The sequence below is a fragment of the Actinomadura vinacea genome, from assembly GCF_039532545.1.
GTDB classification, from domain to species: Bacteria; Actinomycetota; Actinomycetes; order Streptosporangiales; family Streptosporangiaceae; genus Spirillospora; species Spirillospora vinacea.
The window spans coordinates 15,290-29,384 of sequence record NZ_BAAARW010000012.1 but is presented as its reverse complement, the minus strand read 5'-3'; the positions used below and the strand labels follow the sequence as shown (position 1 = coordinate 29,384).

The window sequence follows — 14,095 nt, the reverse complement described above, 5'->3', positions numbered from 1 at the left end:
ACTGCCCGTGCAGGCGTCGGGAAGGGGACCGTCCATGCGAATCGCCGTCATCGGGGCAGGTGTCGTCGGGGCCGCGGTCGCGGCCGGGCTGGGGCGGCGGGGCGCGCAGGTCGTCCTGCTCGACCGCGGTGAACCGGGCGGCGGGACGACCGCGACCACGGTCGCGTGGATCAACTCCAACAAGAAGGAGCCCGACCACTACTTCGCGTTCAACCACGCGGCCGTCCGGGCCCACCACGCCTTGGCCGCCGGGGGCGGCGACTGGTTCTTCCCCACCGGCAACCTGGAGTGCGCGGTCACGCCGGAGCACCGCGAGTGGCTCGCCGAGCGGGTCGGCAAACTGCGGGCGCGCGGCTACCCGGTGCGGCGCGTCACGGCGGACCAGGCCCGCGCGCTGGAGCCGGACCTGATCCGTCCCGAGGCCGCCGAGTACGCCTTCTTCCCGGAGGAGGCGCACGCCCAGCCGATCCGGCTGCTCGGCCGCTTCCTCGGCGAGGCCCGCGACCTCGGCGCCCGGGTCGAGACCGGGGCCGAGGTGCGTGCGATCGCCTCCTCGTCCACCGGTGTCACGCTCGCGCTCGGCGACGGCCGCACGGTGTCCGCCGACGTCGCGGTCACCTGCGCGGGCCGGTGGACGCAGGAGGTCGCCGCGTCCGCCGGGCTGACCGTGCCGATGCTCGACCCCGGGCCGGTCACCAACGCCTACGTGGGCGTGACGAGCGCCGTCCCGGCCCGGCTGTCGCGGATGCTGACCACCGGGCGGCTCAACCTGCGGCCCGACGGAGGCGGCCGGATCCTGCTGCACGCGCTCGACCTGGACGAGGCGGCCGACCCCGCGGCCGAGCCGCCGCCCGCGATCGGCGCGGAGATGCTCGACCGGCTGTCGCGCGTACTGGAATCGACGTGGGGCGCCCGGCTGGAGCGGCTCCGCGTCGGCGTGCGGGCGATGCCCGCCGACGGTCTCACCATCGCGGGTTTCGCCGACGAGCACGCGCGCGTCTACGTCGTCGCGACGCACAGCGGCATCACCCTCTCCGCGCTGCTCGCCGAGGAGGTGGCCGTCGAGGTGCACGGCGGCGAGTCGGCCTGGCTGGGCCCGTACCGGCCCGGCCGGTTCCGCGACGGCACCGCCGGGCCCGTCTCGTTCGCGGCTCGCCGCCCTGGCGAACAGTGACGCTCCCAGCACTCTGATATGCGAACCTTGTGAGGCTTACCACCCATGCAGGAGGAGAACGCATCGTGCCGGGCCCGTCACAACATGATCATCCGGCCCGCATCGGACCGTACCGGATCGTGGACCGGCTCGGCGAGGGCGGCATGGGCACGGTGTACCGCGGCGCCGACGCCTCCGGCCGCGAGGTCGCCATCAAGGTCATCCGCAAGGAGCACGCCGCCGACTCCAGGTACCGGGCCCGGTTCGAGTCGGAGGTCGCGGCGGCGCAGCGGGTCCGCCCGTTCTGCACCGCCCCGGTCCTGGACGCCGACCCGCACGCCGACCCGCCCTACCTGGTCACCGAGTTCGTCTCCGGGTCCAGCCTGCAGGACGCGGCCCCGCTGCGCGGCGCGGACCTGGAGGCGCTGGCCGTCGGGATGGCCTCCGCGCTGACCGCCATCCACGACGCGGGCGTGGTACACCGCGACCTCAAGCCCGCCAACGTGCTGCTGTCGCCGTTCGGGCCGCGGGTCATCGACTTCGGCATCGCCCGGGGCGTGGACGCCACCCGGCTCACCGCCACCGGCGGGCTGGTCGGCACGCCCGCGTTCATGTCGCCCGAGCAGCTCAACGGCCGCGACGCCACCCCGGCGTCCGACGTGTTCGCCTGGGGCGCCACGCTGGCGTTCGCCGCCAGCGGCAGGCCCTGCTTCGGCGGGAGCACGCTGCCCGCGATCATCCACCAGATCCTCACCGCCGAGCCGGTGCTGGACGGCCTGGACGGCACGCTGCTGACCGTCGTGCGGTCGGCGCTGGCCAAGGACCCCGCCGCCCGTCCCACCGCGCAGCGGCTCCTCGAACGCCTCATCTCCAGCAAGCAGCAGCCCTCGACGCAGCCGTCCGTGCAGGCCCCGGCGCAGCCGCCGTGGCAGGCATCCCCGCCGTCCGCGGCGGCGGCGCGGCCCGGACCGTCGATCCAGGCGCAGCAGCCGCTCCCGCCGCCTGTGATGGGCTCCGACGAGTCCGCCGCGCTGGTGGAACGTCACTACCGCCTGGCCGCCGAGGCCGGTGACACGGCGGCCATGTACAACCTGGGCGTCCTGCTCAACTGGCGCGGCCAGACCGCCGAAGCCGAGTACTGGTACCGCCGGGCCGCGGCCGCGACACAGGCGCCCGCGCCGCAGGGCTACGGCCAGCGCACCTACCACCAGACGGGCTACGCCCACCCGGGCGCGTACAACGCCCACACGACCGCGCACGGCCCCTCGCGGCCCCGCTACAACAGCGCCTCCGTCTACGCCCTCACTTTCGGCGTGCTCGGCCTGTTCACCTGCGGCCTCCCGTCGATTCCCGCCATCATCGCCGGCCATCTGGGATGGGCGCGGATGAAACGCAGCGGCGAGCGCGGCGCCGGAATGGCGGCGGCCGGTATCGCGCTCGGCTGGATCATGGTGGTGTTCTGGGTGCTGATCGCCATCGGCTGGGCGCTCAGCGACGAAAGCTCGACGAGTTCGAATCCGTGAAAAAGGGATTGCGCCGATCGGCGAATGATGGCACTGTAGAACCCGTCAGCCCGAACCGGGAATGACGCAGGACAGCGAGTCTTCAAGACATCGAGAGGAGGCCGGCCGTGCGGCGACTACTTTATCGACTGCCTGAGGCGTCACTCGCCCACTCCGGCCGGTATCCCCGCTCCTGAGCTTCTCCGGCCGCGCGGCCCGCAGTGACGCCCTACCTCGGTCTTCTTAGCGCGCGGCTCTACTCCAATAGGCAGAGAGGCCACTCTCAGGAAGTGGATGTTCCGGGTTCGACTCCCGGGAGCCGCACTATGCCCCCGTCGCCCAACAGGCAGAGGCGCCTGCCCGAGGAGCAGGAATGGTGCGGGTTCGAATCCCGCCGGGGGTACGCGGTAATTCATTTCGCCAGGGGCGGCGCCGACGCTGGAGAGTCGGGGCTGGCTGTAACCCAGTTGCTTCGCGCTGAGTGGGTTCGAATCCCACCCGCCCCACCCATTCTTTTCCTTTTACCGGAAAATCAATCCCGGTCCCTGTTCATGGGAAAGAACCGTTCCGTGCCGGCCCGCTCTCATGCCCGCATGAGTAACCCGCGCTTGACCACGACCGGTCAGGACGCCGGTCGCGGGCGGCGGATGCGGGACGCTGAGGGCGGAGGGCGGAGGGCGGGGCACGGGGGAGGTCGATGGTGGGGGACGAGGGCGGCGACGGCCGGTTCGCGGACGAGGAGCCGCCGCGGGACGAGGTGTCGATCATCGTCGTGACGTACCGCAGCGCGCGGCATGTCGAGCCGTGCGTGGCGGCGCTGCGGCGGGCGGCGGGCGATCGCGCCGCCGAACTGATCATCGTGGACAACGACTCCGACGACGGGACCGCCGAACTGGCCCGTACCGTGGCGCCGGACGCGCGGGTGATCGACAGCGGCCGGAACGGCGGCTTCGCCCACGGCTGCCACGAGGGCGCGGCCCGGGCGCGCGGCCGGTGGCTGGTCTTCGTCAACCCCGACGCCGTCCCCGCGCCCGGCAGCATCGCCGCCCTGCTCGACTGCGCCCGTGCCGAGCCGCACGCCGGGATCGTGGGCGGGCGCTGCATCGCCCCGGACGGGACGACCGATCCGCGCAGCTGGTGGGGCAGGCCGGGCCTCTGGTCGGCGTTCTGCTTCGCCACCCTGCTCAGTTCGCTGTTCCCGGGCAACCGGCTGTTCGACCCGGAGGCGCCCAGGCCGTGGTCGAGCGAGGTCCAGCGGGTGCCCGTGGTCACCGGCGGGTTCATGCTCGTCTCCAAGCGGGCGTGGGAGGAGACGGGCGGCTTCGACCGGTCCTTCTTCATGTACGGGGAGGACGCCGACCTGTGCCTGCGCGCGTCCGCCCTGGGACACCGGCCGATGGTGACGGGCCGGGCGACGTTCCGGCACGAGGTGGGCGGGTCGTCCACCAGCGCCGCCAAGCTCGTCATGCTCTTCACCGGAAAGGCGACGGTGATGCGGCGGCACGTGGGAAAGGGCTCGGTGCGGCTGCTCCTGATGGGCGTCTTCCTCCGAACCGTCCTCAGCCGGGTCGTCAGCGCCCGCCCCCACCGCCAGGGCAGACCCACCGCCAAGGGCGAGGACTGGCGCGAACTGTGGAAGAGGCGCCGCGATTGGTCCAAGGGCTGGCCCGCCCAATGACCCCCGAACCCGTCAGCTTCTGCTGCTTTCGTCGCGTTGCCAGGTGGTGGGGGCGGCCTTGCGGGCGCGGTGGCGGGCTAGGAGGGCGACGGTGAGGAACAGCGCGATGTGCGGGGCCAGCCAGGGCGCGCGACGGGCGATCGCGGCGAGGTCGGACACGCCGGTGCGGGCGGAGCCGCCTGGTTGATGCGGGGCGGCGCGTTCGAGCTGGTCGGTGCCCGCCGCGGCGCGTTCGCGGCGGCGCAGCAGGTCGCCCCACGTGCGCGGCGGGTGGACGACGACGCGCGCCGCGTCCGCGATGACGCGCTCGTGCGGGGCGAAGGCGAGGGAGGCGGCCAGGTCGTCGGCCATGACCCGGGGGAGAGCCGCGATCCGGGCGTGGCCCTCGGCGGTGACGCCGATGACGCCGCGTCCGAACAGGCCGCGGCGGATCTCGGGCAGCCGTGTCCAGACCGCGTAGTAGGACCGGACCGTCCAGGGGCGGCCGGTCATCCGCAGCGCGCGGGACGGGGCGGCGGCCAGCACGCCGGGGCGGTCGAGCGCGGCGGCCAGGGCGCGGACGTCCTCGGTGCGCAGTTCGACGTCGGCGTCCACGTACAGGCGCGGGAAGCCGCGGGCCGTGCCGTCGCCGAGGCGGAGCGCGGCGGCCTTGGACGCCTCGGGCGACTCCGCCACGCGGACCGCGGGACCGAAGCCGGCGGCGATCGCCGCGGTCGCGTCGGTGCAGCCGTTCGGCACGACGACGATGTCGAACTCGCCGGGCCGCGCCGACTCCAGCAGCCCGCGCAGCAGCCGGCCGATGACCTTGGCCTCGTTGTGCGCGGGGATCACGATGCTCACCACAAGTGGCGAGTATGAACCAGGGAGGAGATCCATGGGCGTCCGGATTCAGCCAAGCGCCGATGTCGACGAGCGCGCGGACATCGGGGACGGCTCGGCGGTGTGGCACCTGGCGCAGGTGCGCGAGCACGCCGTGCTGGGCCGCGACTGCATCGTCGGGAGGGGCGCGTACGTGGGGCCGGGGGTGAGGATCGGAGACCGGGTCAAGCTGCAGAACAACGCCCTGGTGTACGAGCCCGCGGTGCTGGAGGACGCGGTGTTCATCGGCCCGGCGGCCGTCCTGACCAACGACCTGTACCCGCGTTCGGTGGACGTGGACGGCAAGCTGAAGCGGCCGGAGGACTGGGACGCGCTCGGCGTCACGGTCCGCGAGGGGGCGTCGGTGGGCGCGCGGGCCGTGGTGGTGGCCGGGGTGACGATCGGGCGGTGGGCGCTGGTCGCGGCGGGCGCGGTGGTGACCCGGGACGTGCCGGACTTCGCGCTAGTCGTGGGCTCCCCGGCGCGCCGGGTCCGCTGGGTGGGACGGGCCGGGGAGCCGCTGGGGGAGGCCGGCGGCGGGCGCTGGAGGTGCCCGCGGACCGGCGAGACGTATGCGGAGGAAGCGGGGCGTCTGACCCTTCTGGCCGACTGACCTCTGACCGCCCTCAGGCCAGCACCGGCCACACCCTCATCAATCGGCGCGGGCAGCACTTATAGTCGAACCGCTTTCGGTGCGGGGTGCTTTTTCGAACTCGGTATTCGGGGCGGGGCCGGCCCTTAGTCGGGTGCCCGGTGGACCTGCTCACGGTGGGATCACAAGGGGGCACGCGGTGAGGTCACGGCTGTCATGAATGCGGTGCCGATTCGCCTCGGGCTCCGTGTGCGGGTTTGCCTGCTGCTGCTGTTCGCCCTGTTCGCTGGGGGTATGGCGGCGTTGGGCACGCCCGCGGTGCGGGCCGCGGCGGGGCCGTGCGACGCGGGTGGCAATCCGGTGGCCTGCGAGAATTCCAAGCCCGGTTCGCCGTCCGAGGAATGGGAAAAGGCGTCCGGAGGCGGCCAGACGATCGAGGGTTTCACGACGTCCTTCAGCGTGAACGTGGGACAGACCGTCCAGTTCAAAATCAACACGCCGGCCACCCGATACTCGATCAGCATTTACCGGATGGGATATTACGGCGGTAATGGCGCCCGTAAAATCGCGGAGATCGCGCCGTCGGCGGCGCTGCCGCAGCGGCAGCCGGCGTGCCTGACCGACGACGCGAGCGGGCTGGTGGACTGCGGCAACTGGGGCGTCTCGGCGAGCTGGCCGGTCCCGGCCACGGCGGTGTCGGGGATCTACTTCGCGCATCTGGTCCGCACCGACGGCGAGGGCGACGACAACCACGTGGTGTTCGTGGTCCGCGACGACGCGAGCCGGTCGGCCATGGTGTTCAAGACCTCGGACACGACGTGGCAGGCGTACAACAAGTGGGGCGGCAACAGCCTGTACGCCGGGGACAGCACGGCGGCGCCGGGCCGCGCGGTCAAGGTGAGCTACAACCGCCCGTTCGGGACGCGCGAGGACACCCCGTGGGGGCGCGACTTCGTGTTCGCGAATGAGTACCCGATGGTGCGGTTCATGGAGGCCAACGGCTACGACGTGAGCTACATCGGCAGCTGGGACGCCGACGCGCGCGGCCAGCTCATCAGGAACCACAAGGTCTTCCTGTCGGTGGGGCACGACGAGTACTGGTCGGCGGCCGAGCGCGCCAACGTGGAGGCGGCCCGGGACGCGGGCGTCCATCTGGCGTTCTTCAGCGGCAACGAGGTGTACTGGAAGACCCGCTGGGAGGGCGGCGCCGGAAGCCCGGCCGTCTCGCACCGCACGCTGGTGGCCTACAAGGAGACCCGCGCCAACGCCAAGATCGATCCGAGTCAGGAGTGGACCGGGACCTGGCGGGACCCGCGGTTCAGCCCGCCGCACGACGGCGGCCGGCCGGAGAACGGCCTGACCGGGACGATCTTCACGGTGAACTGCTGCGGGGTGGCGCTGAAGGTCCCGGCGGCGGACGGGAAGATGCGGTTCTGGCGGGGCACGGCCGTGGCGGGCCAGTCCGCCGGGTCGACCATGACGCTGGTCGACCAGACGGTCGGATACGAGTGGGACGAGGACCTCGACAACGGGGCGCGGCCGCCGGGCCTGGTCCGGATGTCGTCGACGACGGCGGAGGTGCCGGAGAAGCTCATCGACTACGGCTCGGAGGTCGCGCCGGGTACCGCCACGCACGCGCTGACGCTGTACCGGGCGGCGAGCGGGGCGCTGGTCTTCGGCGGCGGCACGGTGCAGTGGTCGTGGGGCCTGGACGCGGTGCACGACATGCCTTCCGACGGGCCGACCTCGCCCGATCCCAACATCCGGCAGGCGACGGTGAACCTGTTCGCCGACATGGGCGTGCAGCCGGTCACGCTGCAGAGCGGGCTGGCCAGGGCGGCGGCGTCCACCGACCGGTCGCCGCCGGTGTCGGCGGTGACCTCGCCCGCGCCGGGCGCCGACGTGGTGAACGGCCGCACCCTGACGATCTCCGGTACGGCGTCGGACGCGGGCGGCGGGCAGGTCGGCGGCGTGGAGGTCTCCACCGACGGCGGGACGACGTGGCGGGCCGCCAAGGGCCGGGCGACCTGGACCTACGAGTGGGACGCGACCGGCAACGGCCCGGTGACGATCAAGACCAGGGCGGTCGACGACAGCGGCAACATCGAGACACCGGGTGCCGGGACGACGTTCGACGTGGCGTGCCCGTGCCGCATGTTCGGTGATTCGGCGGTGCCCGCGCGGCCGTCCGACAGCGACACGACGGCGACCGAGCTCGGGGTGAAGTTCAAGGCGGCTTCGAACGGCTGGGTCACGGGCGTCCGCTTCTACAAGGGGCAGGGCAACACCGGGACGCACACGGGCACGCTATGGGACAAGGACGGGAACCGGCTGTCGTCCACGACGTTCGCTGGCGAGACGGCTTCGGGCTGGCAGACGGCGTCGTTCCCTACGCCCGTCCAGGTGCAGGCAGGGGAGACGTATGTCGCGTCTTACTTCGCGCCTAACGGCCGGTATGCGGCCGATCCCGCCTACTTCTCGCTCAAGGAGCACAGCACGCCGCCGTTGACGGGTCTCAAGGCGGACGCGCCCGGGGGCAACGGGGTCTACCGGTCGGGCTACTCGGGCTTTCCGCAGTCCACGTTCAACGGCGGCAACTACTACGTGGACGTCACGTTCGTCACGGTGAAGCCGCCGGACACGATGAAGCCGACGGTCGTGGACAACGCGCCCTACGCGGGCTCGTCGAGCGTGAAGACCTCGACCAGGCCGACGGTGACGTTCAGCGAGCCGATCCGGCAGGGCACGCCCTCGTTCACCTTGAAGGACGGCACGAACACCATCCCGGGCACGGCGAGCCTGGACGAGTCCAGGACGGTCCTGACGTTCACACCCTCGTCGGACCTGCCCGGCTCCAAGAAGCTGACGGCGTCGGTCACGGGGGCCGCCGATGACGCGGGCAACGTGATGGAGACCTTCGGCTACTCGTTCACGACGGCGAAGCCGGCGCCGATCCCGGGGCAGTGCCCGTGCAGCATCTGGCCGGACGACGCGGCCCCCGCGGTGGAGGGCGTCAACGACGCGAACGAGATCGAGCTGGGCGTCCGCTTCACCGCTGACCGGGACGGGTTCGTCAACGGCATCCGCTTCTACAAGGGGCGCAACAACGACGGCACCCACATCGGCACCCTCTGGAACAAGGACGGTGGGCAGCTCGCCACCGCGACGTTCTCGAACGAGTCGACCCTGGGCTGGCAGGAGGTCACCTTCTCCACACCCGTCCAGGTGCAGGCGGGGGAGACGTATGTCGCCTCGTACCACACGACCAAGGGCTGGTACTCGGCCACGTACGGCGGGCTGGGCGGTGTCGTGGACAACCCGCCGCTCCAGGCGCTCGCCAACGGGAGCGGCGGCGGGAACGGGGTCTACAAGTACGGGCCGCGCGGTTTCCCCAACCAGTCGTACGGGGCGACCAACTACTGGGTGGACCTGGTGTTCACGCCGCCGCCCGACACGACGCCCCCGACGGTTTCCAAGAGCAGCCCGGCGAATGAGGCCACCAGCGTCCCGACGGGCGCCAAGGTCAAGGTGACCTTCAACGAGCCGGTGCGGTCCGGCTCGCCGGTGTTCACCCTTGCCGGGCCAAGCGGCCAGGAGGTCGCGGGCAGTGCCGTCCTGGACGCGACAGGGCGGACGCTGACGTTCACCCCGTCCAGTGGGCTCGCCGCGGCCACCCGTTACACGGCCAGTGCCAGCGGTGCCAAGGACGCGGCGGGGAACACGATGGCCGGGACCACGCGGTGGTCGTTCACGACGTCGGGGGCGTGCCCGTGCACCGTCTTCCCGAGCGACGCCGTGCCCACGACGGCCGCCGACAGCGACACCCGGGCCATCGAGGTGGGCGTCAAGTTCACCGCCGACAGGGCCGGGTGGGTGTCGGGCGTCCGGTTCTACAAGGGGCCGGGCAACACGGGCACGCACACAGGGAGCCTGTGGCGCCAAGACGGCACCCGTATGGCGCAAGGGACGTTCACCAACGAGACGGCGTCAGGCTGGCAGACCCTGACGTTCTCTGCCCCGGTCGCGGTCGCCGCAGGGACGACCTATGTCGCCTCCTACCACGCCCCCAACGGCCACTACTCGGCCGACGCGGGCTTCTTCAACGCCGCCTACGACAACGCCCCCTTGCGCGGCCTCGCCACCGGAAGCACTCCAGGGGGCAACGGCGTCTACACGTACTCGGCGAGTTCCAGGTTCCCCAGCAGCACGTGGGGAGGGGCGAACTACTGGGTGGACGCCATCTTCACCGACGCCGACCCGGGCGACACGACCAAGCCCACTGCTGAAACGGTCGACCCCACCAACGGCGGGACCAGCGTTCCGCGTGCGGCGCGTCCTTCGGTGAGGTTCGACGAGCCTGTGCAGGGCGGCACCATCCAGTTCACAATGACCGGCCCTGGCGGCACCCAAGTGGACGGCGCGGTCAGCTACAACCCCGACACCCGGACCGCCACGTTCACGCCCACGAGCCCTCTCGCCTGGACGACCAAGTACACGGCGACGGTCCAAGGGGCCAAGGACCTCGCGGGCAACGCCATGGCCGGCGCGCGCACGTGGTCGTTCACGACGGCCAAGCAGACCACGCCGGGCCAGTGCCCCTGCTCCATCTGGCCGGACGAGGCGTCGCCGCAGATAGCGGACGTGGACGACGGCGGTTCCGTCGAGCTGGGCCTGAAGTTCCGTGCCGACTCCAACGGGTGGGTCACCGGGGTCCGCTTCTACAAGGGCGCGCAGAACACCGGCACGCACACGGGCAGCCTGTGGGACAAGGACGGCAACCGCCTGGCCACGGCCACCTTCACCAACGAATCGGCCGCCGGCTGGCAGGAGGTCCAGTTCGCCGCCCCCGTCCAGGTGACGGCAGGGACGACCTACGTCGTGTCCTACCTCGCCCCCAACGGCCACTACTCGGCGACCGTCGGCGGCTTCCAGAACCAGGGGGTCGACGCGCCGCCGCTGCACGCCCTGCGGTCGGGAGAGGACGGCCCCAACGGCGTCTACCGCTACGGCACCGGAGGGTTCCCCGCCACCGCGTCCGACTCCAACTACTGGGTCGACGCCATCTTCACCACGACGGCACCGTGAGGAGCATTCCTTGACCATCACCATCGGCGTAGAGGCGATCGGGCTGGCGGTGATAGGCGCCGGCTACTGGGGCCCCAACCTCGTCAGGACCGCCCAAGCCACCCCGGCCCTCCGCCTGGAATGGCTGTGCGACCTTAACGAGGAACGGGCACGCTCCGTGCTCGGCCCCTACACGACGGTGCGGGCGACGACGTCATACCAGGACGTCCTGGCCGACCCCGCCGTCAAGGCCGTCGCCATAGCGACCCCTGCCGCGACGCACTTCGATTTAGTGCGCGCAGCGTTGGAGGCGGGCAAGCACGTCCTCGTCGAGAAGCCACTCACACCCACCGTGCACGAGAGCGCCAAGCTGGTCGACCTGGCCCGCGAGGCCGGACTGGTGCTGATGTGCGACCACACCTACTGCTACACCCCGGCCGTCCAAAAGATCCGCGAGCTGATCCGCGGCGGCGAGATCGGCGACATCCAGTTCGTCGACTCGGTGCGCATCAACCTCGGCCTCGTCCAGCCCGACGTCGACGTGCTGTGGGACCTGGCCCCGCACGACCTGTCGATCCTCGACCACGTGCTGCCCGACGGCGTGGCGGTCGAGGCCGTCGCCGCGCACGGCAGCGACCCGATCGACGCCGGCCGGCTGTGCATGGCGCACCTGTCGGTGTGGCTGACCACCGGCGTGATGGCGCACGTCCACGTCAACTGGCTCAGCCCCACCAAGATCCGCACGACGGTGATCGGCGGGTCCCGGCGCACCATCGTGTGGGACGACCTCAACCCCGTCCAGCGGCTCGCGGTGTACGACCGGGGCGTCGACCTGGCCCCGGCGGGCTCCCTGGACCCGGCCGCGCGGCACCAGGCGCTCATCTCCTACCGGGTCGGCGACGTGCTCGTCCCGGCGCTGCCCGAACGGGAGGCGCTGCGCGAGGTGATGGCCGAGTTCGCGGCGGCGATCGCCGAGAGCCGCCCGGCCCGCACCGACGGCGGCGCCGGGCTGCGCGTCGTCACCCAGCTGGAGGCGGCCAGCCGCAGCGTCGCCGCGGGCGGCCGCCCGGTCCGACTCACCGAGCCGCAACCGAAGGAGAACGCATGATCGCAGGATCCCGCTGCCTGGTCACCGGCGGTGCCGGCACGATCGGCTCCACCATCGTCGACCAGCTCGTCGCGGCGGGCGCCGCCGAGGTCGTCGTGCTCGACACCTTCACCCGCGGCCGGCGCGCCAACCTGGCCGCGGCCCAGGAGGCGGCCGGCGACCGGCTGCGGGTGGTCGAGGGCGACATCCGCGACCGGGCGCTGGTCCGGGCGCTGCTGGACGGCGTGGACGTGCTCTTCCACCAGGCCGCGATCCGGATCACCCAGTGCGCGCAGGAGCCGAGGCTGGCGCTGGAGGTGCTCGTCGACGGCACCTACGAGGTGATCGAGGCGGCGGCCGACCGGGGCGTGCGCAAGGTCGTGGCGGCGTCGTCGGCGTCGGTGTACGGGACGGCCACCGCGTTCCCCACGCCCGAGGACCAGCACCCCTACGACAACGACACCTTCTACGGGGCCGCGAAGGCGTTCAACGAGGGCATGCTGCGCAGCTTCCACGCCATGCGCGGGCTGGACTACGTGGCGCTGCGCTACTTCAACGTGTACGGGCCGCGCATGGACGTCCACGGCCTCTACACCGAGGTGCTGATCCGCTGGATGGACCGGATCGCCGAGGGCAGGCCGCCGCTGATCCTGGGCGACGGACTGCAGACCATGGACTTCGTCTTCACCGAGGACATCGCCCGCGCCAACCTGCTGGCCGCCGAGGCGGACGTCACCGACGCGGTGTTCAACATCGGCTGCGGCGTCGAGACGAGCCTGCGGGAACTGGCCCGGGCGCTGCTGCGGACCATGGACGCGGAGGACCTCGGCCTGGAGTTCGGCCCGGCCCGCGCGGTGAACGGGGTGGCGCGGCGGCTGGCCGACGTCTCCGCCGCCGGCCGGCGGCTCGGCTGGAAGCCCCAGGTCGGGCTGGAGGACGGGCTGCGGCGGCTGGTCGACTGGTGGCGCGCAGAGTCGGAGACGCCGTGATCGTCTACTTCGGCGGCACCGCCTACGACGGCGTGGCCGGCACCGACCGGCAGCTCACCGACCGGCTCGCCGCGCTGGCGCCCGTCCTCTACGTCGATCCGCCGATCTCGCTCGCGACGCCGCTGCTGCGCCCGCACCTGGCCGGTTCGCTGGACGGCCCGCCGCTGCGCAGGCAGGCCCGGGACCTGTACCGGCTGATCCCGCGCGCCCTGCCCGGCGCGTACCGGCCCGGCATGCACCACGTCACGGCCGCGCTGGTGCGCCGCGCGACCCGGCAGGCGGCGGGCAGGCTCGGCCGGCGGGTCACCGCCGTCGTCATCGCCACCTTCGACGCCGGGCTGCTGGGCGCCGTCCCGGGCGCCCGCACCGTCTTCTACGCCACCGACGACCTGGTGGCGGGCGCCGGCCTGATCGGGCTGCCGGCGCGGCGGATGGAGAAGGCCCGCGACCGGCTGCTGGCCCGCGCGGACGCGGTCGCCGCCGTCTCGCCGCGCCTCCGGGACGACTTCCGCGACCGCGGCAGGGACGCCGAGATGATCCCGACCGGCTGCGCGCCCGAGGCGTACGAAGGGATCGACACCGCCCCGTGGCCGCCGGACCTGGCGGGCTTCGGCCGGGACCGGCCCGCCGCCGGGTTCGTCGGGCACATCAACGCCCGCATCGACATGGGCGTCCTCGAAGGAGTCGCCGCGGCCGGGCATCCGCTGCTCCTGGTCGGGCCGCACGACCCGGCGCACGAACCGGCCCGGTTCCGCGCGCTGACGGCCCGTCCGAACGTCCGCTGGACGGGCCGCAAGAGCTTCGCGGAACTGCCGCCGTACCTGCGGGCGATCAAGGTGGGGCTGACGCCGTACGCGCGCTCGGCCTTCAACGACGCCAGCTTCCCCATCAAGACCCTGGAGTACCTGGCCGCCGGGCGCGCCGTCGTCGCGACCGACCTGCCGTCCGCCCGCTGGCTGCGCGAGAGCGACCCCGAAGGCGCGGAGCTGATCAGAACCGAGGCCGCGGACGGGTTCGTCCGAGCCGTCGGCGCGGAGCTGGCCGCCGCCGACCCGGCGGGCGCGACCGGGCGGCGGCGCCGGTTCGCGGCCCGGCACGACTGGACGCACCGCGCCCGCGCGCTCGCCCGGCTGCTCGACATCGACCGAGAGGAGGTGCCCGCACCGTGATCC

General features: G+C 72.5%; 9 protein-coding genes and 3 tRNA genes. 11 read left to right on the top strand and 1 reads right to left on the bottom strand.

The window, feature by feature from the left end:
- Positions 1-34 precede the first annotated feature (34 nt).
- The 6 genes from ABD340_RS15450 (at position 35) to ABD340_RS15425 (ending at position 4,333) form a co-directional block, all read left to right on the top strand.
- A complete protein-coding gene (locus tag ABD340_RS15450; protein ID WP_344589654.1) occupies positions 35-1,174 on the top strand; it encodes an NAD(P)/FAD-dependent oxidoreductase in 1,140 nt (379 codons plus the stop codon).
- Positions 1,175-1,239: 65 nt separating this feature from the next.
- Complete coding sequence (locus tag ABD340_RS15445) at positions 1,240-2,676, top strand: protein kinase domain-containing protein (protein WP_344589653.1); 1,437 nt, start codon at positions 1,240-1,242, stop codon at positions 2,674-2,676.
- A 229-nt stretch (positions 2,677-2,905) separates the two neighbouring features.
- A tRNA-Leu gene (locus ABD340_RS15440) sits at positions 2,906-2,979 on the top strand.
- A 4-nt stretch (positions 2,980-2,983) separates the two neighbouring features.
- Positions 2,984-3,058 (top strand) — tRNA-Leu (locus tag ABD340_RS15435).
- A gap of 20 nt (positions 3,059-3,078) precedes the next feature.
- Positions 3,079-3,161 (top strand) — tRNA-Tyr (locus ABD340_RS15430).
- A 191-nt stretch (positions 3,162-3,352) separates the two neighbouring features.
- Positions 3,353-4,333, top strand: a complete 981-nt coding sequence (locus tag ABD340_RS15425; RefSeq protein ID WP_344589652.1) for a glycosyltransferase family 2 protein — start codon at positions 3,353-3,355, stop codon at positions 4,331-4,333.
- 12 nt (positions 4,334-4,345) lie between these two features.
- Here the strand turns inward: ABD340_RS15425 and ABD340_RS15420 are convergent, their stop codons facing one another.
- Positions 4,346-5,176: a glycosyltransferase family 2 protein gene (locus ABD340_RS15420; protein ID WP_344589651.1), complete on the bottom strand. Its 831-nt coding sequence runs from the start codon at positions 5,174-5,176 to the stop codon at positions 4,346-4,348.
- 31 nt (positions 5,177-5,207) lie between these two features.
- Between ABD340_RS15420 and ABD340_RS15415 the strand changes: the two genes are divergently transcribed.
- The 5 genes from ABD340_RS15415 (at position 5,208) to ABD340_RS15395 (ending at position 14,092) form a co-directional block, all read left to right on the top strand.
- Positions 5,208-5,804 carry an acyltransferase gene (locus ABD340_RS15415; RefSeq protein ID WP_344589650.1) on the top strand — a complete coding sequence of 199 codons (597 nt, stop codon included), beginning with the start codon at positions 5,208-5,210 and terminating at the stop codon, positions 5,802-5,804.
- Between the two features lie 204 nt (positions 5,805-6,008).
- Positions 6,009-10,868: a DUF4082 domain-containing protein gene (locus tag ABD340_RS15410; RefSeq protein WP_344589649.1), complete on the top strand. Its 4,860-nt coding sequence runs from the start codon at positions 6,009-6,011 to the stop codon at positions 10,866-10,868.
- Positions 10,869-10,878: 10 nt separating this feature from the next.
- Positions 10,879-11,955, top strand: coding sequence for a Gfo/Idh/MocA family protein (locus ABD340_RS15405; protein WP_344589648.1), 1,077 nt, complete (start codon positions 10,879-10,881; stop codon positions 11,953-11,955).
- On the top strand, positions 11,952-12,923 hold the full coding sequence (locus tag ABD340_RS15400) for an SDR family NAD(P)-dependent oxidoreductase (protein ID WP_344589647.1): 972 nt from the start codon (positions 11,952-11,954) through the stop codon (positions 12,921-12,923). Before ABD340_RS15405 ends, ABD340_RS15400 begins: the two co-directional genes overlap by 4 nt.
- A complete protein-coding gene (locus tag ABD340_RS15395) occupies positions 12,896-14,092 on the top strand; it encodes a glycosyltransferase (protein WP_344589646.1) in 1,197 nt (398 codons plus the stop codon). Before ABD340_RS15400 ends, ABD340_RS15395 begins: the two co-directional genes overlap by 28 nt.
- The last annotated feature ends 3 nt before the right edge of the window (positions 14,093-14,095 follow it).